Here is a 17,558-nt window from a genome sequence, read left to right as displayed (position 1 = left end):
CTGATGGCCTCGATCGATCAGGACGCCGCCCCGGTCTCGACCGGCGTCACAGGGCTCGACCACATCCTCGACGGGGGTTACGCCTCGCAGCGCTCGCACCTCATCGAGGGCCGGCCCGGCTCCGGAAAGACGACGCTGGCGATGCAGTTCCTGCTCGACGGCGTGAAGCGCGGCGAGCGCTGCCTCTACATCACGCTGTCCGAGAGCAAGCGCGAACTCCTCAACGTCGCGGAGCGCCACGGCTGGGTGCTCGACGGCATCGAGATCTTCGAACTCGTCCCGCCCGAACTAAGCCTCGACCCGAAGCAGCAGCAGAGCCTCGTCCACGCCTCCGACCTCGAACTCGGCGAGACCGTCCGCCTGGCGATCGCCGAGATCGAACGGACCAAGCCCCAGCGGGTCGTGTTCGACAGCCTGTCCGAGATCCGGCTCCTGTCGGAGGGGTCGCTGCGCTACCGGCGGCAGGTGCACGCGCTCCGCAGCTTCCTCCTGATCCAGAACACGACCGCGCTGTTCCTCGACGACCTGACCGCCGAGGCGGACGACCTCAACCTGCACAGCCTCAGTCATGCCGTGGTCCGGCTCGAGCAGCTCGCGCCGCTCTACGGGGGCGAGCGGCGGCGGCTGCGCGTCATCAAGATGCGCGGCACGGCGTTCCGGGGCGGCTTCCACGACTACGTCATCCGGCGCGGCGGCCTGACGGTGTTCCCCCGGCTGGTCGCGGCGGATCACGGCGGCACGTCGGACGACGCGCAATGCGGGACCGGGAATGCCGGACTCGATCGCCTGCTCGGGGGCGGTTTCGACCGGGGGACCAGCACGATGCTCATCGGGCCGTCCGGGGTCGGCAAGTCCACGGTCGCGTTGACGGGCGTGACCGCCTCGGTGGCGCGGGGCGAGCGGGTGCTCATCCTGAGCTTCGACGAGACCGCGAACGTCCTGCTCCGCCGGGCCCGCGGCCTCGGCATGCCGTTGGACGATGCGATCGCGTCCGGTCATCTTCGGGTCGAGCAGATCGACCCGGCGGAGGTCTCGCCCGGCGAACTCGCCGACATCGTGCAGAACGCCGTCGAGCACGCGGGCGTGAAGACCGTCGTGATCGACAGCCTGACCGGCTATCACAACGCCATGCCGGAGGAGAATTACCTGCTCCTGCAGATGCACGAGCTTCTGACCTACTTGAACCAGCAGGGCGTCATCAGCCTCCTGATCCTGGCCCAGCACGGCGTGATCGGGCCGATGGGCTCGACCGTCGATCTGACCTATCTCAGCGACACCGTCCTCCTGTTCCGCGCCTTCGAGGCGAATGGCCGTTTGCGTCGGGCCATCTCGGTGGTGAAGAAGCGGACCGGCGGCCATGAGGACACGATCCGGGAATTGCGGATCGAATCCTCCGGGATCCACGTTGGCGAGCCGCTTCGCGAGTTCCGAGGGGTCATGACCGGCGTCCCGACCTTCGAAGGGCAGCCCTCGTCGCTGCTGCCTGCCAGCAAGCCCGATGCCTGAGGCTGCACGGCCGACGCTGGTCTTCGCCCCCCTCGGCCGCGACGCCGCGATCGCCACGACCATCCTGGCCGAGGAGGGGATCGAGGCGCAGACCTGCGCGTCCCTTCGGGAACTGGTGTCCCGGCTCGACACGGCGGGCTGCGCGATCCTGACCGAGGAGGCGCTGCTGGCCTCGAACCGTCAGGGCCTCGCGGACTGGATCGCCGATCAGCCGCCCTGGTCCGATTTCCCGTTCATCCTGCTGACGCAGCGGCGTTCGGAGGCGCCCGCCCATGTCACCGGGATGCTGGGCAATGTCAGCGTGCTGGAGCGGCCGTTCCATCCGGCGACGCTGGTCACCGCGGCGCGGTCGGCCCTCCGGGCGATGCGGCGGCAGCATCAGGCGCGGCTCTTCCTCGAAGAGCGCGAGCGCACGGCCGAGCGCCAGACGCTCCTGATCCGCGAACTGCATCACCGGGTGAAGAACACGCTCGCGACCGTGCAGGCCCTGCTCGGGGCCTCCGCCCGATCGGCGACCTCCGTCGACGCCTTCTACACCGCGTTCTCCGCACGGGTGATCTCGCTCGCGAAGACGCACAACCTGCTCACCGAGGATTACTGGCAGCAGGCGCCGTTGCGCGACATGCTGGAGGCCGAACTCGGGCCCTACAACGACAGCGAGGGGGCCCGCATCGTTCTGGACGGACCGCGGGTCGACCTCGTCGGCGACCTCGCGGTCCCGACCGGGATGGCGATCCACGAACTCACGACGAACGCGGCGAAGCACGGGGCCCTGTCGGTGCCCGGAGGGCGCATCCGGATCAGCTGGAGGGTCGAGCAGGAGGCCGACCGCCCGGTGCTGTGCCTCGACTGGACGGAACGGGGCGGTCCGCTGACGGAGAAGCCGACCCGGAAAGGTTTCGGATCGACCCTGCTCCAGCGCGTCCTGAAGCTCCAATGCGAGGCGGACATCGCGTTCGACTACCAGCCCCAAGGACTGCACTTCACGATGCGGGCGCCCCTGCCCGATCAGCGGATCGTGCCCGCCTACTAGAGCGCTCTCCACCGCATCGGCGACCGGTCCAGGTCGTTGCTCGGGGCCGACCCGCATCGCACCGCCTGGGCCGTCATCGACTGGGCGAAGCACGAAGACGTCACCGAGCGCGTGTTCCTGGCGAACGGCACCTTCGCCGACCCCTCGCGATGGCCGCTGGACACCCAGCAGCCGTTCACCGCCGAGCACCTCGCCGGTCGTCCCGGCGTCGACGCGGATATCGACGGCGACCCGCGCCTTCCGCACCCGGTGAAGGCCGCGATGGCCGAGCGCGGGATCAGGGCCGGCATCGCGGCGCCGGTCCTCGTCGACGGCGCGCGGCGCGCCGTCCTGAACACGGGCCAGGGCGCCGCGCCGCGGCACTGGCTGCCCGACGAGGTCGCCTCCGTCGAGGCCTTCGCGGAACGGGCCTGGGCCGAGATCGACCGGGCCCGGGCCAAGACGGCCCTGCGCGAGAGCGAGGCCTGGCTCGGCGGGCAGGAGGCGTTCCAGGCCGCCATGGACGGTGCACCGCTGGACGCCTCGCTGGGCATCCTCATCCGCACCGCAGTCACGCAGGCCGAGAGCGAGCGGCGCTGCGCCTTCACCGCCGCCAATCCCGGCGGCGGGACGCTCCGGCACGTGGTCGGGATGCCGGACGATTACGCGCGGCAGGTCGACGGCTTCGTCATCTCGGGCGAATCGCTGGCCTGCGGTCTGCCGGATCGCGATGCCGGTCTCCTGACCGCTCACATAGGTCAACGCGCGCGGTCGCGGCGCGGCTACCATGGCCCGGCCCCTTCGGATCTGGAGGACGGATGGCTCGCGAAGATAGTCCCCTGGCCAGTTCCCTGGCTTGTCCCCTGGCAGGCCGCCGCATCCTGGTGGTCGAGGACGAGTACATCATCGCCGTCGAGGTGAAGCGCTGGCTCCTGGCGGCGGGATGCGAAGTTCTGGGCCCGGTGCCGAGCGTCGATCAGGCGCTCGACCTCGTCGAGGATCGGCGTCCGGACGCGGCGGTGCTCGACGTCAATCTGGGCGACGGCTGCACGGCTTACCCGATCGCCGACAAGCTGAGCGAGCTGGGAGTTCCGTACCTGCTGGCCACGGGCGACGTGCGCGTGACCGACGCGTCGGTCTACCGCCACCAGCCGCGGCTGGAGAAGCCCTACCTGCAGAGCGAGCTGGTCCGCGCCCTGACGCGCCTCGTCGCACCCAAGACGCCCGCGTCCTGACCGGCCGGCTCAGCTTCCGCGATAGGTCGCGTAGCTCCACGGGGTGATCAGCAAGGGGACGTGATACTTGGCTTCCGGGTCCGAGACGCCGAACCGCACCGGCACGCGGTCGAGGAACGGCTGCCCGGCATCCGCGCCCGCGCCCGTCCCGGCGAAATAGGCGCCGACGGCGAAGACCAGTTCGTAGGTCCCGGGCGTCAGCGCCTCGCCCGTGAGCAGAGGCGCGTCCGTTCGCCCGTCCGCGTTGGTCGTGGCCGACGCGAGCGTTTCCCCGGTGCCGTCCCCGGCGAGCCGCCGGAGTTCAACGGTAACCCCGGCCGCCGGCCTGCCCGCGGCGGTGTCGAGGACATGTGTCGAAAGATGGCCCATCGGCGTCCTCCCGGACGGAGAGGCCCGCGCCTGCCGCCCGGTGCGGGCGAAGGTCGATCGGGCTGAAGGAGACGGGCGAGACGAGCATGGACAGCCGGGCTCGGACAACCCGAAAAGCGTCCGGCATTTTCCGAATGATTTTGAAGGTCCTTGGCGCCGGGGCGGGTCGCTGCCGGCCTCGGTTCGGGGCACACCCGGCTCCGCGGCTCGGACCGAACCATGAGCCGACGGCGAGGCCGAACCCGGCCCCGGCGACAGCGCGCGGAGGATCCGTCCCATGTATCCGATCCTGCACGAGTGGGGCGGGTTCCTCATTCGATGGACCCACGTCGTCGCCGCGATCGCCTGGATCGGCGCGTCGTTCTACTTCATGCATCTCGACGCCAGCTTGCGCGCCATTCCGGCAATCCCGACCGGCAAGGGTGGCGAGGCCTGGGAGGTGCACGGCGGCGGCTTCTACCAGGTGCGCAAGTATCTCGTCGCACCCGACCGGATGCCGGAGCACCTGATCTGGCACAAATGGCAGTCGTACTCGACCTGGCTGTCGGGCTTCTCGCTGCTGTGCTGGGTCTATTACGGCCAGGCCGACCTCTACCTGATCGATCCGGCGGTCCGCGTGATCACGCCGATGACCGGGGCGGCCATCGGACTCGGCGCCCTCGCCCTCGGCTGGCTGATCTACGACGGGCTCAACCGCTCGCCCCTGGCCAACCGCCCGCCGCTGCTCGCGGCCGCCGTGTTCCTCACCGTGGTCGCCTTCGCGTACGGCTTCCAGCAGGTCTTCTCCGGCCGGGCCGCGATGCTGCACACCGGCGCGGTGATCGCCACCTGGATGACCGGCAACGTCTTCTTCGTCATCATGCCCAACCAGCACAAGGCGATCGCCGAGTTGGTCGCCGGCCGGGTCCCGAACCCCGCCTGGGGCAAGCAGGCGAAGAACCGGTCGTCCCACAACAACTACCTGACGCTGCCGGTGCTGTTCTTCATGCTGTCGGGCCACTATCCGATGGCGTGGTCCTCGCCCTACAGCTGGAGCATCGTCGGCCTGGTGGTGATCGCGGGCGGCGTGGTCCGGCACTATTTCAACGTGCGCAACGCCGGCGGAGGCGACCGCTGGTGGACCTGGGGCGTGGCCACGGCCTGCGTGGCGGCGGCGATGGCCATCAGCGTCGCCTCCTCCCCGGGGGTCCGCGAGCGGGTCGGCCTGTCGGCCGCCGCGGAGCTGGCCCCGGCCCCGGCCCCGGCGATCAGCCTCGCGGCCGCCAAAGTCCCGCCCGTCGACGACGCCGTGATGGCCGTGGTCGGGACGCGTTGCGCCATGTGCCACGCCGCCGAGCCCCTGTGGCCGGACCTCACCAGCCCGCCCAAGGGCGTGCTCCTCGACAGCCCCGAGCACGTCGCGCGGTTCGCGCCGGCCATCCGCCTGCAGGCCGTGCTGACCCACGCGATGCCGCCGAACAACATCACGGACATGCAGCCCGAGGAGCGGGAGACGCTCGCCCGCTGGCTGGCCGCGCGGTGATGTTCGACCTCGCCCCGCACCGGGCGGCCCACCCTCCCCCCGGCGCCGCGGCAGCGGGCCCGACCGCGGAAAGGACGATCCCGTGATCCCGCTGCCCACGCTCAACGACCTCTCGCGCGACGCCTTCGTGACGCTCCTCGCCGAGGTCTACGAGCATTCCCCCTGGGTCCCCGAGGCGGCCTTCGACCGCGGCCACTTCGCGGCGCGCGCGGACCTGCACGCCGCGATGGAGGCGGTGGTGGCCGGCGCCGACCGGCCCCGCCAGCTCGCCCTCCTGCGGGCCCATCCCGAACTGGCCGGGCGGGCCGCCCAGCAGGGCGAACTCACCGCGCACTCGACCCGCGAGCAGGCCGGAAGCGGCCTGCTGAGCGGCCCATCCCCGGAGGTGGCGCGGCTGCAGGCGCTCAACCGAGCCTATGCCGAGCGGTTCGGCTTTCCGTTCATCATCGCCGTCCGGGGCCTCGACCGCGACGCGATTCTCGCCCGCCTGGAGCAGCGGCTCGGCAACCCGCCGGAGACCGAACGGGACGAGGCCCTGCTGCAGGTCGGACGGATCGCCGGCCTGCGCCTGGAGGCCCTCGTCGCGGACTGATGCGCGCCCGTCAGACCGCCCGGCCGCCGACCAGGGCGAGCTGCTCGCTCACGTGCTGGCGCAGGGCCTCGTGCGTCATGTCGACGAAGGTCTTGGTCCGGGCCGACAGCATCTTGCGGGACGGGTAGAGCAGGCCGAGCGTCACGCTGGTCGGCGGGGTGTGCTCCAGGACCGGGACGAGCCGGCCCTCGGCGAGGTGCGCCGCGACCTCGAACAGCGGCTTCAGGACGATGCCCTCGCCGGCCAGCGCCCAGGCGGTGAGCGTGTCGCCGTCGTCGGCGTCGATGTGCCCCGAGACCGGCAGGGTCACGGTCTCCTGGCCGTCGACCAGCGTCCAGCGGAACTGCTCGGCGCCGGGATAGCGCAGCAGCAGGCAATCGTGCTGCAGCAGGTCCGCCGGCTCGGCGGGCGCGGGGTGCTCGGCCAGGTAGGCCGGCGCCGCGCACAGGACCCGCTCGATCTCCGCGACCTTGCGCAGGGTGAAGGTGGAATCGCGCATCTGCGACAGGCGGATCGCGACGTCGACCGCCTCCTGCACGAGGTCGAGGAGGTGCTCCGACAGGCGCAGGCGGACATCGGTCTCGCCGTGGCGGTCGCGGAAGCGCGGCACGAGCGGCGCGACGACCCGGCGGCCGAGGCCGAGCGGCGCCGTCACCTTCAGCACCCCGCGGGGCACCGCGCCCGCGGTCTCGACGCTCTTCTCCGCCTGCTCCACCGCCGCGGTGATGTCGAGGCAGCGGTCGTAGAAGATCCGGCCGGCCTCCGTGAGGCTCATGCGCCGCGTCGTCCGGGTCAGCAGGAGGCAGCCGAGATGCTCCTCCAGGGTCTGGATCCGGTAGCTCACCACCGACGGTGACAGCCGCAGCGAGCGGCCGGCGGCCGAGAAGCTCCCCGTCTCCGCCGAGCGCAGGAAGATGCGGATGCTCTCGAGCGAGATCATGCGCCGCGATCTTCAGACCCATTCGGAAGCTGTCAACGGAATTTCCCGCGCGCGATCGAACACGGCGCCGGCATCGCCCCGCTGCGGGCGCCGCCGGCCCTCAGAAGACGTGGAACGCGACGCCGGCGAGGAAGCTCTTCTCCTCGGTGCCCTTGAAGGTCGCGGTCTCGACGTTCCCGAACTTGTTGTGCCAGTACTGGAACCCGACGAAGACATCGACCCGGTTGGGCTGATCGTAGACGAGCTTGCCGAGATCGAGCACGAGGTTGGTGCGCGACAGGAATTCGAGCCCGCGGGGCGGGTTGAAGGCGTAGGCGGCCGGGTTGCTCACGCCCCGCCCCTTCGGCAGCACGATGTTGTTGAAGCCGACGAGGCTGAGCGGCAGCCCCGTGAAGGTCAGGGGAAAGTTGTAGACCAGCTCGAATTCCGGAACCGTGTCGAAGCTCTGGTCGCGGTCCGGCTGGAGATTGAACCCGTTCCGGTTCCACTCCTTGTAGGCTTGCACGGAGAGGTTGAGAAAGCCCGCCGGCACGTCGAAGGCGAAGTTCAGGCCGCCGACGATGTCGCGCTTCTTCGAGCCGAAGGCGTCGTTCTGGGCGTTGGCGTCGAAGCCGAAGGCGAGCGACACCTCCTTGACGAGGCCGGGAACGGTGAAGGCCTTCGTGCCCGTGAGCGCGTTGAGGCTCAGCGTGCCGCGATACAGCCCGTAGGCTTCGGTGTTGCCGTAATCGGCGAAGAACGGGGCGGCGACGGAGCCCGGCGCGTTGGTGGTGCCGGCCGGGAACTGGGAGCCGGACTTGAGGATGTCGAGGGAGAAGAAGTTCGTCCCGTAGGCCCAGGCATCGGCGTGGGAGATGTTCAGGATGTGCTTGGGCGCCGCGCGGGAGACGAAGCTGCCGTCGGGGCGCTGGATCTGGATTCCGGGCGAGACGGTGGGGAACTGGTAGCGGTAGCTGATCTGGGTGTCGGCGAAGAGGAAGAACGGGCCGTCCTCCACCACCGTCGTGGCCTCGGGCGCCACCGGCGCCGAGGAGGCCGTCCCGAGGTCCTGCGCCCCCGCCGCGCACGTCATCCCGAGCGGCAGCAGCGCGGCCGCGATCCGACAAGCCATGGTCATGTCCGCCCCCTCCTCCCGGCCGCCTTCAGTGCGAAGCGTCGGCCCGCAAACCCGCGCGCTGGCGCGCGACCTCGTCCGGCGTGACCGCCTGACCCTGCCCGCCCCATTCGGCCCGCATCCAGGTCGCGAGGTCGGCGAGCGCCGCGTCGTCGATCAGGGCGGCGAAGGGCGGCATGGCCTCCATCCGCTCGTTGCCCGGGAAGCGCTGCGCCGGGAGCCCGACGAGGATCGCCCGCAGGAGACCGCCCGCGCCCGCGACCCGCATCGCGGTGTTCGTCCGCAGCGGCACGGAGACGTGGGGGATCCCCTCCCCCGCCCCGCCGTGGCAGCCGGCGCAGAGGCCGGCGTAGCTGGCCCGACCCCGGGCCGCGACCGCCGCGGGGATCGCCGCGGGGGGGACGGCGACCGGCGTCTCGGGCTCAGCCGGCAGGGCGTCGCGGTCGAACAGGTAGGCGGAGAGCGCCGCGAGGTCGGCCTCGTCCATGTGCTGCGTCGAGAAATGCACGACGTCGAACATCTGGTGCGTCGCGCCGCCCTGGGCCGAGAGGCCCGTGCGCATGAACCCGACGAGCCCGTGCGGGGTGAAGCCCATCCGCGCGAGGCCCGCGGGCGTGATGTCGGGCGCCTCGACGCCCTCGATCGTGGCGCCGCGATAGACGGCGTCCGGGCGCATGGCCTGGATCACGGTGCGCGGCGTGTGGCACTCGCCGCAATGGCCGAGGGCGTCGGCGACGTAGCGGCCCCGGTTCCACAGGGGGGAGCGGCCCGGATCGGGCGCGGCGACGGTCGCCGGCAGGCTCAGGAGGTTCCAGGCCGCCAGGGTCCAGCGCTGGTCGAACGGGAAGGCGAGGGTATTGGCCCTGTTCTCCACCGCGACCGGCGCGCGGGTCATCAGGTAGGCGTAGAGGGCGTCGACATCCTCCGGCGTCAGGCCGCGATACGACGTGTAGGGCATCGCCGGGTAGAGGTGGCGGCCGCCCGGCGCGATCCCGTCGCGCAGGGCCCGGTGGAAGTCGGCGCGGCTCCAGCCGCCGATGCCCTGCGGGCTCGGCGAGATGTTGGTGGCGTGGATCGTGCCGAAGGGCGTCTCCAGGGGCAGTCCCCCCGCCCAGGGGGCGCCGCCCCGGGCGGTGTGGCAGGCGAAGCAGTCGGCCGCGGCGGCGACCTTGGCGCCGCGGGGGGCGAGGCCGCGCACGGCCTCCGCGCTCAGCGGGGTCTCGACGTCGCGCGCGACGACGCTGCGCTCCAGGGCGCCGGAGGCGACGAGGCCGGCCGCCGAGACGGCCACCGCGAGGGCCGCGGCCGCGAGCCCGGCGCCGACGCGCCGCGCGGGGGTGGTGAGGGACGGGATCCGCACGGCGCGCCTCACGCGGTCACCAGACCGGGGGTCGCCAGCACGAGGTCGCGCACCGCCTGATGGTAGCGGACGTAGCCGGTGCAGCGGCAGATGTGGCGGTCGAGCGCCTCGGTGACGACCCGCTCGACCTCGTCGCGGCGGATCGGCTCGCGGCGCAGGCGCTCGATGAGCACGCTCGCCCCGGTGACGAAGCCCGGGGTGCAGTAGCCGCACTGGAAGGCGAAATTCTCGATGAAGGCCTGCTGGACCGGCGAGAGCACGACGGTGCCGTCCGGCGCGGTGCGGGCATGGCCCTCGACGGTGCGGATGCTCCGCCCCTCGAACCAGTGGGCGCCGGTGATGCAGGCGCGCATCTCCCGCGGGCCGGCCGCCTCCTCCAGCATCACCGTGCAGGCGTGGCAGATGCCCTGCCCGCAGCCCATGCGGCTGCCGGTGAGGCCCAGCCACTCGTGCAGGACGTCGAGCAGGCTCGTGCCGACGGGGACGGGGATCGGACCGACCGCCGCGCCGTTCACGCGGAGCGAGAGGTCCTTGATCTCGATGGCGGCGCTCATGCCAGTGCCTCGCGGATGCGCTCGGGCCGGATGGGGAGTTCGTGGAAGCGGTGGCCGATCGCGTGCGCGACGGCGTTGGCCAGCGCCGGGACGACGGCGATCATCACGACCTCGGCAATGCCCTTGGGCGGGTCGGTCTCGGAGAGCGGCGGCAGGATCTCCACCGTCTGGTTCCACGGGGCCACGTCGCGGGCGCGGGGAAGCTCGTAGCGGTTCCAGTTCCACGTGCCGTCGCCGGGGCCGTCCTCGTAGAGGGGCAGCACCTCCTTGAGGGCGTGACCGATCCCCATGGCGAGGCCGCCCTGCACCTGGCCGGAGACCAGCTCGGGCACGATCTGGCGGCCGCACTCGAGAATCGAGTGGTGGGACAGGATCGTCACGTCGCCGCTGGCGGTGCCGACCGCGACCTCCGCCAGGGTGGCCATCGGCGCGTAGTAGGTCGTGCCGACATTGTTGCGCTGGGTCGGCGGGTAGAAGACCGCCGCCCGGGGCACGAAGTGCCAGCCCGCATCCGCCATCAGGGCGCGGCGCTCGGGCGGGGCCCCGGCGCCGTAGCGCACCGCCAGGGCGTCGATCGGCAGGCGCGTCCGGCCCGTTGCGGGCAGGTCGAACTCGGCCTCGGCCCATTGCCAGCGGTTGAAGGTGTGGAGGGTCACGCCCACCGGCAGCCCGAGCCGGTGCGCCTCGGCGGCCACCGCCTCCAGGGACAGCGGCGGCAGACCGCCGCCCAGCACCCGGCCGTCCACCAGCCGCAGGTCGTCGCGGGCGACCACGTGGTAGGAGGCCAGCGCCCCGCCGCCGCCGCCCCGCGCCCAGAGCGCGCGGGCGGCGGGCCAGACGGCGTGGTCGACGAGGAACCGCGCGGCCGTCCGGGTGGCGTGGCCGAGGTAGTAGGCGGAGTTGGTCGCGCTCATCGGCGAGGTGAAGCGCGGCGTCCAGCGGGGGTTCTGCGCCCGGCGGTCCTCCTCTTCCTGGGACGTCGTGTAGGGCTGGTCGGAGGTCTCCAGCGGCATCTCGGGCCAGCGCACCACGCCGAACGCGGTCTCGGCGGGGACCCGGCCGAGGATCTCGGCCACCATGACCGCCTGCGAGGTGGTGACGCCCGGGCCCATCTCGTGGGCGACGTGGCGCAGGCTCAGGCGGCCCCGCGGGTCGAGCTCCAGCGAGGCGACCGCCGCCTCGGCGCCCGTGCCGTAATCCTTGTGCACCTGCGCGAAGCCGACGCCGTAGCGGCGGCCGGGATGGGCGGCCTCGTAGGCGGCCTTGCGCGCCGCCCGGTCCCGCCAGAGCGGGTGCGCGGCGGCCTTCGTCAGGATCTCCGCGTTGCGCAGCGCCCCGGCCGGGACCGCGCCCTGGCTGTTGCGCTGGCCCGAGCGGAGCACGTTGCGCAGGCGCAGGTCGATCGCGTCGATGTCCAGGAGCGCCGCCGCCTCGTCGACCATCATCTCGGTGGCCGACATGGTCTGGAGCGTGCCAAAGCCCCGGGTCGATCCGGCCTCCACGGCCCGCGAGGCCAGGGCGATCGCCTGGAAGTCGCTCTTCGGCAGGTAGTAGATCGACTGCGCCGCGGTGGCGCCGACGAAGGAGACCGCGACCGAGTAGTTGGGGCGCCCGCCGCCGTCGCAGGCGAAGCGCCCGGTCATGGCCCGGAACCGGCCGCTGGCCCGGTCCACCAGCAGGATGGTGTCCATGCGGAAGGCGTGGCGCTTCAGCCCGTTCTGGAACTGCTCGAACCGGTCGTTGGCGAGGCGCACCGGCCGGCCGCCCGCGTAGAGCGCGGCCACGACGCAGAGGAACGGGAAGATGTGGTGGTCCTTCGTCCCGTACCCGACCGTGTAGCCGACCTTGAGATCGACCTCCCTGAGCGGGAACCGGGATTTCGAGACCAGCGCGGCGGCGGCCTCGGCCACGTCGTAGGGCGACTGCGTCGCCATCATCAGGCGCAGCGTGCCGGTGGCCGGATCGTACCAGACGTTGCCGTTGTCGGCCTCCATGGCCGAGGCGTCCGTCGACTGCGACCGGTAGGTCCGCCGCATCACCAGGGCGTCCGCGCCGGCGCCGTCGATCTCGGCGGCGATGGCGGCCGCCGCCGCCATGCCCCGGGCGAAGGGGCCGTCGTCGCCGGCCTTCGGCCAGGCGGGCTCGTCGCCGGAGAAGCCGGCGAAGATCGGGGACTGCGCGAACGGCGAGAACCGGTCGGGCGCGTCCGGCGCGTCGCCCTCGATCCGCACCCAGCGCGAGGCGCCGTAATGGGCCGGCGGCCTGGGACCGGTCTCGGCGCCGTACTGCACGACGTCGTCGGCGAAGCGCAGGGCGCGCTTGGCCGCGGCGAAGCGCGGGAAGTCGGCGTAGATCAGGATCGCCACCGGCTGCCCGAGCAGGCGCGGCGTCTCGCCCTGCGGCACGAGGAACCAGTCGCCGAAGAAGTCGGCGTGCGGGACCGAGACCCCGTCCGCCACCAGGTCCTCGTGCCGGACGATCCGGTCCGGCCGCAGGGCGGCCGGGAGCCGCGACAGGTCGAGGCCGGTGAAGCGGCGGTCGGCGTGGGTCGCCGCGACGAGGAAGGCGTGGGCTTGGCCATCGGGCCAGCCGGCGAGGTCGCGGGCCCGGTAGTCGCGGGAGAAGGTCTTGGCGCCCGTGACCTTGGCGACGGCGTCGAGGCGGTAGCGGGGCCGGCCCGGCGCGGCCCACGGGGAGCCGGCGGACAGGCCGCTCTCGGCGAGCTGCGCCCGGGCCGGGGGCGCCAGGAAGGAGACCTTCACGGCGACGCCCGCCGCCGCGCCGGCCTTCAGGAAGTGGCGCCGCGAGAGCGCCTTGGTCGCTTCGGCCGACATGGCTTCTCCCCTCAGGCCCGGTCCAGGACGGCCGCGTGCGGGAAGGCGGGCTCCGCGTCGGCGACGCGGTGCTCGGCCCCGGCACCGAGACGGTCCGAGTTCAGCAGCAGGTTGAGGACGATCGCCCCGATGGCGCCGAGGGTGATCCCGCTGTGCAGGATCGGCCCGGCCCAGTCCGGCGCCGTGGCGGCGAAGAGCTTCGGCGCCGCCATCGGGATCAGGCTCAGGCCGATGCTGACCGCGACGACGATCTGGTTCCGGCGATCCCCGAGATCGGCGCCGCCCACGATCTTGAGGCCCGCCGCCGCGACCATGCCGAAGATCACGATGCCGGCGCCGCCGAGCACGGCCGGCGGGATCGACGCCACCGCGAAGGCGACCTTGGGCAGGAGGCTGACGCCCAGGATGATGAAGCCCGCCGCGACCGTGACGTAGCGGCTGCGCACCCGCGTCATGTTCACGAGGCCGACGTTCTGGGAGAACGAGGTGTGCGGGAAGGTGTTGAGGCAGCCCGCGATCAGCGTCGAGAGCGAGTCCGCCATCAGGCCGCGGGTCAGGGTCCGCTTGTCCACCGGGCGCCCGACGATGTCGCCCACCGCCAGGAACATGCCGGTCGACTCGACCAGCGTGACCATCATGACGATGCACATCGCCGCCACGGCCGTCAGGTGGAAGGTCGGCCAGCCGAAGTGGAACGGCGTGACGAGGGCGATGAGCGGGCGCTCGGCCAGCCCGTCGAGGCGGAACAGGCCGAGCGGCCAGGCGAGGCACAGGCCCGCGACGAGGCCGATCAGCACGGCGACGTTGGCGACGAAGCCGGTGGCGAAGCGGCTGACCACCAGGATCACCGCCAGGACGAAGGCGGCGACGCCGAGATGGACCGGGGCGCCGAAATCGGCGGCCCCGAAGCCGCCGCCCGCCCAGTTGATCCCGACCGGCAGCAGCGTGACGCCGATGATCAGGATGACCGTGCCGGTGACCAGCGGCGGGAAGAAGCTCGCGAGCCTGGAGAAGAACGGCCGGAGCAGCAGGCCGAACACACCCGCCCCGATGGTCGCGCCGAAGATGCCCGGCAGGCCGATCGTCGGGTCCTGCGCCATCGCCACCATCGGGCCGACCGCCGCGAAGCTGACGCCCATGATGACCGGCAGGCGGATGCCGAAGATCCCCAGGCCGAGGGACTGGATCAGGATCGCGATGCCCGTCACCAGCAGGTCGCAGTTGATCAGGTAGGCGACCGTCTCGGTCGGCAGGTTCATCGCCGCGCCGAGGATGAGCGGCGGCGCGACAGCCCCCGCGCTCATCACGAGCACGTGCTGCATGCCGTAGGCGAGGAGCTTGGGAAGGGGCGGGATCGCGTCGACCGCGTCCACCTCGCGCGTTGTCCTGTCGTGAGACGTCATGGGCGTGTCCTCCGCCAGCCGGGACCTGTCGAGGCGTCGTCCCGTGATGGTGTCGTCGGGGACCCGGCAGCGGTGGCCGGACCTCTTCCGGGTCCGGGCCGCCAGGAGCGGGTGTGGGGCCAGTCGCAGGGCGGGCCGTGCGGCCCTCCCGGGTGCGAAGGAGCGGGCTCTCGGCGGCCGCTCCGGTGTCATGCGCTGCCGACTTGGCTGGCTCTCAAACCTTGCATGGCTGGCCACGAATGCCATGCCAGGATTTCGGAAGCAGTTTGCGAAAAATCGCCAAGGTGGCCGGTGGCGGCTGCCGTATGCTGCGGCCCGCTGACGGCCCCGAGACGGTGCGCCCGGCACGGCGTTCCTGCCGCCAGAGGGCGGCATCTGGCCGTGGGGAGGCGTCGCGGCCCGTCCGGCGCGGCCTCCAGGGCGCACCCGGAGAGACGCGATGACCTCCCTGCTGCTGACGAACGCCGACATCCTGGTGACGATGGACGCGCAGCGCCGGGAGATCCCCGGCGGCGCGGTCTACGTGGAGGACAACCACATCGTCGCCGTCGGCCCCGCCGCCGAGGTGCCGCAGCGGGCCGATACCGTCCTCGACATGCGCGGCCACGCGGTGATGCCGGGCCTCGTGAACACCCACCACCACATGTACCAGACGCTCACCCGCGCGGTGCCGGCCGCGCAGGACGCCGAGCTGTTCGGCTGGCTGAAGGCGCTCTACCCGATCTGGGCCCGGCTCACGCCCGAGATGGTCCGCGTCTCGACGCAGACCGCGATGGCGGAGCTGATCCTCTCGGGCTGCACCACGTCGAGCGACCACCTCTACATCTACCCGAACGGCTGCCGGCTCGACGATTCCATCGAGGGTGCCGAGGAGATCGGCATGCGCTTCCACGCCGCCCGCGGCGCGATGAGCGTCGGGGAGAGCGCGGGCGGACTCCCGCCGGATTCGGTCGTCGAGGACGAGACGGCGATCCTCGACGACACGCGCCGTCTGATCGAGCGCTGGCACGATCCGGAGCGCTTCGCCATGCGCCGGATCGTGGTGGCGCCCTGCTCACCGTTCTCGGTGAGCCGCGGCCTGATGCGCGATGCCGCCGACCTGGCCCGGCACTACGGTGTCTCGCTCCACACCCACCTCGCGGAGAACGACGACGACGTCCGCTACAGCCTGGAAAAATTCGGGATGACGCCGGCGGAGTACGCCGCCGACCTGGGCTGGACGGGGCCCGACGTGTGGCACGCCCACTGCGTCAAGCTCGACGATGCCGGCATCGCGCTGTTCGGCCGGACGGGGACCGGGGTGGCCCACTGTCCCTGCTCCAACATGCGCCTCGCCTCGGGCATCGCGCCCGTCCGGCAGATGCGGTGCGCGGGCGTGCCGGTCGGGCTCGGCGTCGACGGTTCGGCCTCCAACGACGGGTCGCACATGCTGGGCGAGGCGCGGCAGGCCCTGCTGCTCGCCCGCGTCGGCTCCGGGCCGGCGGCCCTGAATGCGCGCGAGGCGCTGGAGATCGCGACGCTCGGCGGCGCGAAGGTGCTGAACCGGGACGATATCGGCGCGCTGGCCCCCGGCATGGCGGCCGACATCGTCGCCTTCGACCTGCGGGGCCTCGGCATGGCGGGGGCGCTGCACGACCCCGTGGCCGCCCTCACCTTCTGCGCGCCGCAGACGGTGGCCTGGAGCGTCATCAACGGGAAGATCGTGGTCCGCGAGGGCCGCCTGACGACCCTCGACACCGGGGCGCTGGCCCGCTGCCACAACGCCCTGGCGGCGGCCCTGGTGCGGGGCGAGGCATAGGCCGGACGCCCTCCGCTGCGGAAGCTGCCAGATTCGCACGTCGTGGTCTGACACCGACGTCGAGAAAAGTACGCGCTTTCCCCTCCCCCTTGTGGGGAGGGGCAGGGGTGGGGGTGGGGGTGGTGCCGGATCGAGCGTTCCGGTGCCTCCTGCACCACCCCCACCTCCAGCTCCTCCCCACAAGGGGGAGGAGAGCGCGTCTCGGCCACAGACGTGTGAGCATCATCGCCCGCTGATCGGGAAGGGAGAGCAGTGCCCTCTCACCTTCGGGCAGCGCCCGTCGCGCCCGTCAGAAATCCACCTCCGTGGCCAGCCCCTTGGCCACCGCGCGGTCGACCGCCACCGCGGCGACCGCGAGGTCCTGCAGCCCGACCCCGGTGCCGTCGAAGACGGTGATCTTGGACTCCGAGATGCGGCCGGGGTGATCGCCGTTGATCACCGCGCCGATCTCCACGATGGAATCCGCCGCGAGGAGCCCCCGCGCGACGGCGTGCTGCGCCTCGCCGATGCTGACCGACTGCGCGACCTCGTCGGTGAAGACCGTCGCGGCGGCGAGCAGTTCGGCCTCCACCTCCTGCTTGCCGCGCGTGTCCGTCCCCATGCAGGCGACGTGCGTGCCCGGCCGGACCTGCGCGGCCTTCAGGATCGCCGCGAAGGAGGACGTGATCGTCACGATGACGTCGGCCTCGGCGCCGAGGCGGTCGAGCTCCACCGCCTCGAACGGCACGCCGTGCTCCCGCGCCACCGCCTCCATCCGGCCGAACATGCCGGGATGCAGGTTCCACGCGAGGACCCGGTCGAACGGCCGCTGCGCCAGCGCCGCCCGCAGCTGGAACGCCGACTGATGGCCCGCCCCGATCATGCCGAGCACGCGCGCGTCCTCGCGGGCGAGGTGCCGGACCGAGATGGCGCAGGCCGCGGCGGTGCGGAGCGCGGTGAGGAGGTTGCCCCCGACGACCGCCTTGCAGCGGCCGGTGTCGGCGTCGAACAGGAACACCGTCGACTGGTGGTTGGTCAGGCCCTTCGCGGCGTTGCCGGGCCAGAAGCCGCCGGCCTTGAGGCCGAGCGCGAGGCTGTCCCGGTCGAAGCCCGACTTGAAGCCGTAGAGCGCGTCGGCGTGGCCGATGGCTTCCCGGACGACCGGGAAGTTGCCGGCCCGCCGCCGTGCCATGGAGGCGAAGACCTGCTCGACGGCGCCGAAGCACTCCGCCTCGGTCAACAGCCCGTCGATCGCGTGCTCGGGAACGATGATCATCGCGGATGTGTCCTCAATTCGTGAGCCGGCATGTCGCCCCCGTCATCGCGGGCGTCGCGAAGCG

15 protein-coding genes are annotated in these 17,558 nt (G+C 72.1%); 7 read left to right on the top strand and 8 right to left on the bottom strand.

What is annotated here, in order from left to right; all coding sequences use genetic code 11:
* Positions 1 to 3 precede the first annotated feature (3 nt).
* Genes ACLBX9_RS02565 through ACLBX9_RS02550 form a run of 4 tightly spaced genes read left to right on the top strand, consistent with a single transcriptional unit; the run spans position 4 to position 3,753 of the window.
* On the top strand, positions 4 to 1,506 hold the full coding sequence (locus ACLBX9_RS02565) for an ATPase domain-containing protein (RefSeq protein ID WP_447717785.1): 1,503 nt from the start codon (positions 4 to 6) through the stop codon (positions 1,504 to 1,506).
* Positions 1,499 to 2,539 carry a sensor histidine kinase gene (locus ACLBX9_RS02560; protein ID WP_447717784.1) on the top strand — a complete coding sequence of 347 codons (1,041 nt, stop codon included), beginning with the start codon at positions 1,499 to 1,501 and terminating at the stop codon, positions 2,537 to 2,539. The genes ACLBX9_RS02565 and ACLBX9_RS02560 overlap by 8 nt, the downstream gene beginning before the upstream one ends.
* Positions 2,540 to 2,575: 36 nt before the next feature.
* Positions 2,576 to 3,439, top strand: coding sequence for a GAF domain-containing protein (locus tag ACLBX9_RS02555; RefSeq protein WP_447717783.1), 864 nt, complete (start codon positions 2,576 to 2,578; stop codon positions 3,437 to 3,439).
* Complete coding sequence (locus ACLBX9_RS02550) at positions 3,403 to 3,753, top strand: response regulator (RefSeq protein ID WP_447717782.1); 351 nt, start codon at positions 3,403 to 3,405, stop codon at positions 3,751 to 3,753. The genes ACLBX9_RS02555 and ACLBX9_RS02550 overlap by 37 nt, the downstream gene beginning before the upstream one ends.
* Before the next feature lie 9 nt (positions 3,754 to 3,762).
* Here ACLBX9_RS02550 and uraH read toward each other — a convergent pair whose 3' ends face one another.
* The gene (gene uraH / locus ACLBX9_RS02545; RefSeq protein WP_447717781.1) at positions 3,763 to 4,122 is read right to left on the bottom strand and encodes a hydroxyisourate hydrolase; all 360 of its coding nucleotides are present in this window, start codon (positions 4,120 to 4,122) and stop codon (positions 3,763 to 3,765) included.
* Between the two features lie 277 nt (positions 4,123 to 4,399).
* Between uraH and ACLBX9_RS02540 the strand changes: the two genes are divergently transcribed.
* Entirely contained in the window at positions 4,400 to 5,644 is a 1,245-nt protein-coding gene (locus ACLBX9_RS02540; RefSeq protein WP_447717780.1) for a urate hydroxylase PuuD, read from the top strand.
* Positions 5,645 to 5,726: 82 nt separating this feature from the next.
* Complete coding sequence (uraD, locus tag ACLBX9_RS02535; protein ID WP_447717779.1) at positions 5,727 to 6,236, top strand: 2-oxo-4-hydroxy-4-carboxy-5-ureidoimidazoline decarboxylase; 510 nt, start codon at positions 5,727 to 5,729, stop codon at positions 6,234 to 6,236.
* Positions 6,237 to 6,246: 10 nt separating this feature from the next.
* On the opposite strand, the gene ACLBX9_RS02530 is transcribed toward uraD, so the two are convergent.
* From ACLBX9_RS02530 to ACLBX9_RS02505, 6 genes are all read right to left on the bottom strand, one after another.
* Positions 6,247 to 7,176, bottom strand: a complete 930-nt coding sequence (locus tag ACLBX9_RS02530) for a LysR family transcriptional regulator (protein WP_010686661.1) — start codon at positions 7,174 to 7,176, stop codon at positions 6,247 to 6,249.
* A gap of 100 nt (positions 7,177 to 7,276) precedes the next feature.
* Positions 7,277 to 8,293 carry a hypothetical protein gene (locus ACLBX9_RS02525; protein ID WP_447717778.1) on the bottom strand — a complete coding sequence of 339 codons (1,017 nt, stop codon included), beginning with the start codon at positions 8,291 to 8,293 and terminating at the stop codon, positions 7,277 to 7,279.
* A 25-nt stretch (positions 8,294 to 8,318) separates the two neighbouring features.
* Positions 8,319 to 9,650 carry a c-type cytochrome gene (locus tag ACLBX9_RS02520; RefSeq protein WP_447717777.1) on the bottom strand — a complete coding sequence of 444 codons (1,332 nt, stop codon included), beginning with the start codon at positions 9,648 to 9,650 and terminating at the stop codon, positions 8,319 to 8,321.
* Between the two features lie 8 nt (positions 9,651 to 9,658).
* On the bottom strand, positions 9,659 to 10,204 hold the full coding sequence (locus ACLBX9_RS02515; protein WP_012329913.1) for a (2Fe-2S)-binding protein: 546 nt from the start codon (positions 10,202 to 10,204) through the stop codon (positions 9,659 to 9,661).
* Positions 10,201 to 13,038 (bottom strand): xanthine dehydrogenase family protein molybdopterin-binding subunit, encoded by a 2,838-nt coding sequence (locus tag ACLBX9_RS02510; protein WP_447717776.1) that lies wholly within the window; start codon positions 13,036 to 13,038, stop codon positions 10,201 to 10,203. The genes ACLBX9_RS02515 and ACLBX9_RS02510 overlap by 4 nt, the downstream gene beginning before the upstream one ends.
* A gap of 11 nt (positions 13,039 to 13,049) precedes the next feature.
* Positions 13,050 to 14,441: a nucleobase:cation symporter-2 family protein gene (locus tag ACLBX9_RS02505; protein WP_091978566.1), complete on the bottom strand. Its 1,392-nt coding sequence runs from the start codon at positions 14,439 to 14,441 to the stop codon at positions 13,050 to 13,052.
* Positions 14,442 to 14,880: 439 nt separating this feature from the next.
* On the opposite strand from ACLBX9_RS02505, the gene ACLBX9_RS02500 reads away from it, so the two are divergent.
* Positions 14,881 to 16,239 (top strand): 8-oxoguanine deaminase, encoded by a 1,359-nt coding sequence (locus ACLBX9_RS02500; protein WP_447717775.1) that lies wholly within the window; start codon positions 14,881 to 14,883, stop codon positions 16,237 to 16,239.
* Between the two features lie 289 nt (positions 16,240 to 16,528).
* Here the strand turns inward: ACLBX9_RS02500 and bhcD are convergent, their stop codons facing one another.
* Complete coding sequence (gene bhcD / locus ACLBX9_RS02495) at positions 16,529 to 17,494, bottom strand: iminosuccinate reductase BhcD (protein ID WP_447717774.1); 966 nt, start codon at positions 17,492 to 17,494, stop codon at positions 16,529 to 16,531.
* Between the last annotated feature and the right edge of the window lie 64 nt (positions 17,495 to 17,558).

The sequence above is a fragment of the Methylobacterium sp. A49B genome (genome assembly GCF_053346215.1).
The sequence above is the reverse complement of the archived record's forward strand: the minus strand, read 5'-3'. Positions and strand labels throughout refer to the sequence as shown.

What these genes read in the sequence shown, in the direction of transcription:
- ACLBX9_RS02565 (WP_447717785.1), top strand. Translation starts at nt 4, where the DNA reads ATGGCCTCGATCGATCAGGACGCCGCCCCGGTCTCGACCGGCGTCACA.
- ACLBX9_RS02560 (WP_447717784.1), top strand. Translation starts at nt 1,499, where the DNA reads ATGCCTGAGGCTGCACGGCCGACGCTGGTCTTCGCCCCCCTCGGCCGC.
- uraH (WP_447717781.1), bottom strand. Translation starts at nt 4,122, where the DNA reads ATGGGCCATCTTTCGACACATGTCCTCGACACCGCCGCGGGCAGGCCG.
- ACLBX9_RS02540 (WP_447717780.1), top strand. Translation starts at nt 4,400, where the DNA reads ATGTATCCGATCCTGCACGAGTGGGGCGGGTTCCTCATTCGATGGACC.
- ACLBX9_RS02530 (WP_010686661.1), bottom strand. Translation starts at nt 7,176, where the DNA reads ATGATCTCGCTCGAGAGCATCCGCATCTTCCTGCGCTCGGCGGAGACG.
- ACLBX9_RS02525 (WP_447717778.1), bottom strand. Translation starts at nt 8,293, where the DNA reads ATGACCATGGCTTGTCGGATCGCGGCCGCGCTGCTGCCGCTCGGGATG.
- ACLBX9_RS02515 (WP_012329913.1), bottom strand. Translation starts at nt 10,204, where the DNA reads ATGAGCGCCGCCATCGAGATCAAGGACCTCTCGCTCCGCGTGAACGGC.
- ACLBX9_RS02510 (WP_447717776.1), bottom strand. Translation starts at nt 13,038, where the DNA reads ATGTCGGCCGAAGCGACCAAGGCGCTCTCGCGGCGCCACTTCCTGAAG.
- ACLBX9_RS02505 (WP_091978566.1), bottom strand. Translation starts at nt 14,441, where the DNA reads ATGACGTCTCACGACAGGACAACGCGCGAGGTGGACGCGGTCGACGCG.
- ACLBX9_RS02500 (WP_447717775.1), top strand. Translation starts at nt 14,881, where the DNA reads ATGACCTCCCTGCTGCTGACGAACGCCGACATCCTGGTGACGATGGAC.
- bhcD (WP_447717774.1), bottom strand. Translation starts at nt 17,494, where the DNA reads ATGATCATCGTTCCCGAGCACGCGATCGACGGGCTGTTGACCGAGGCG.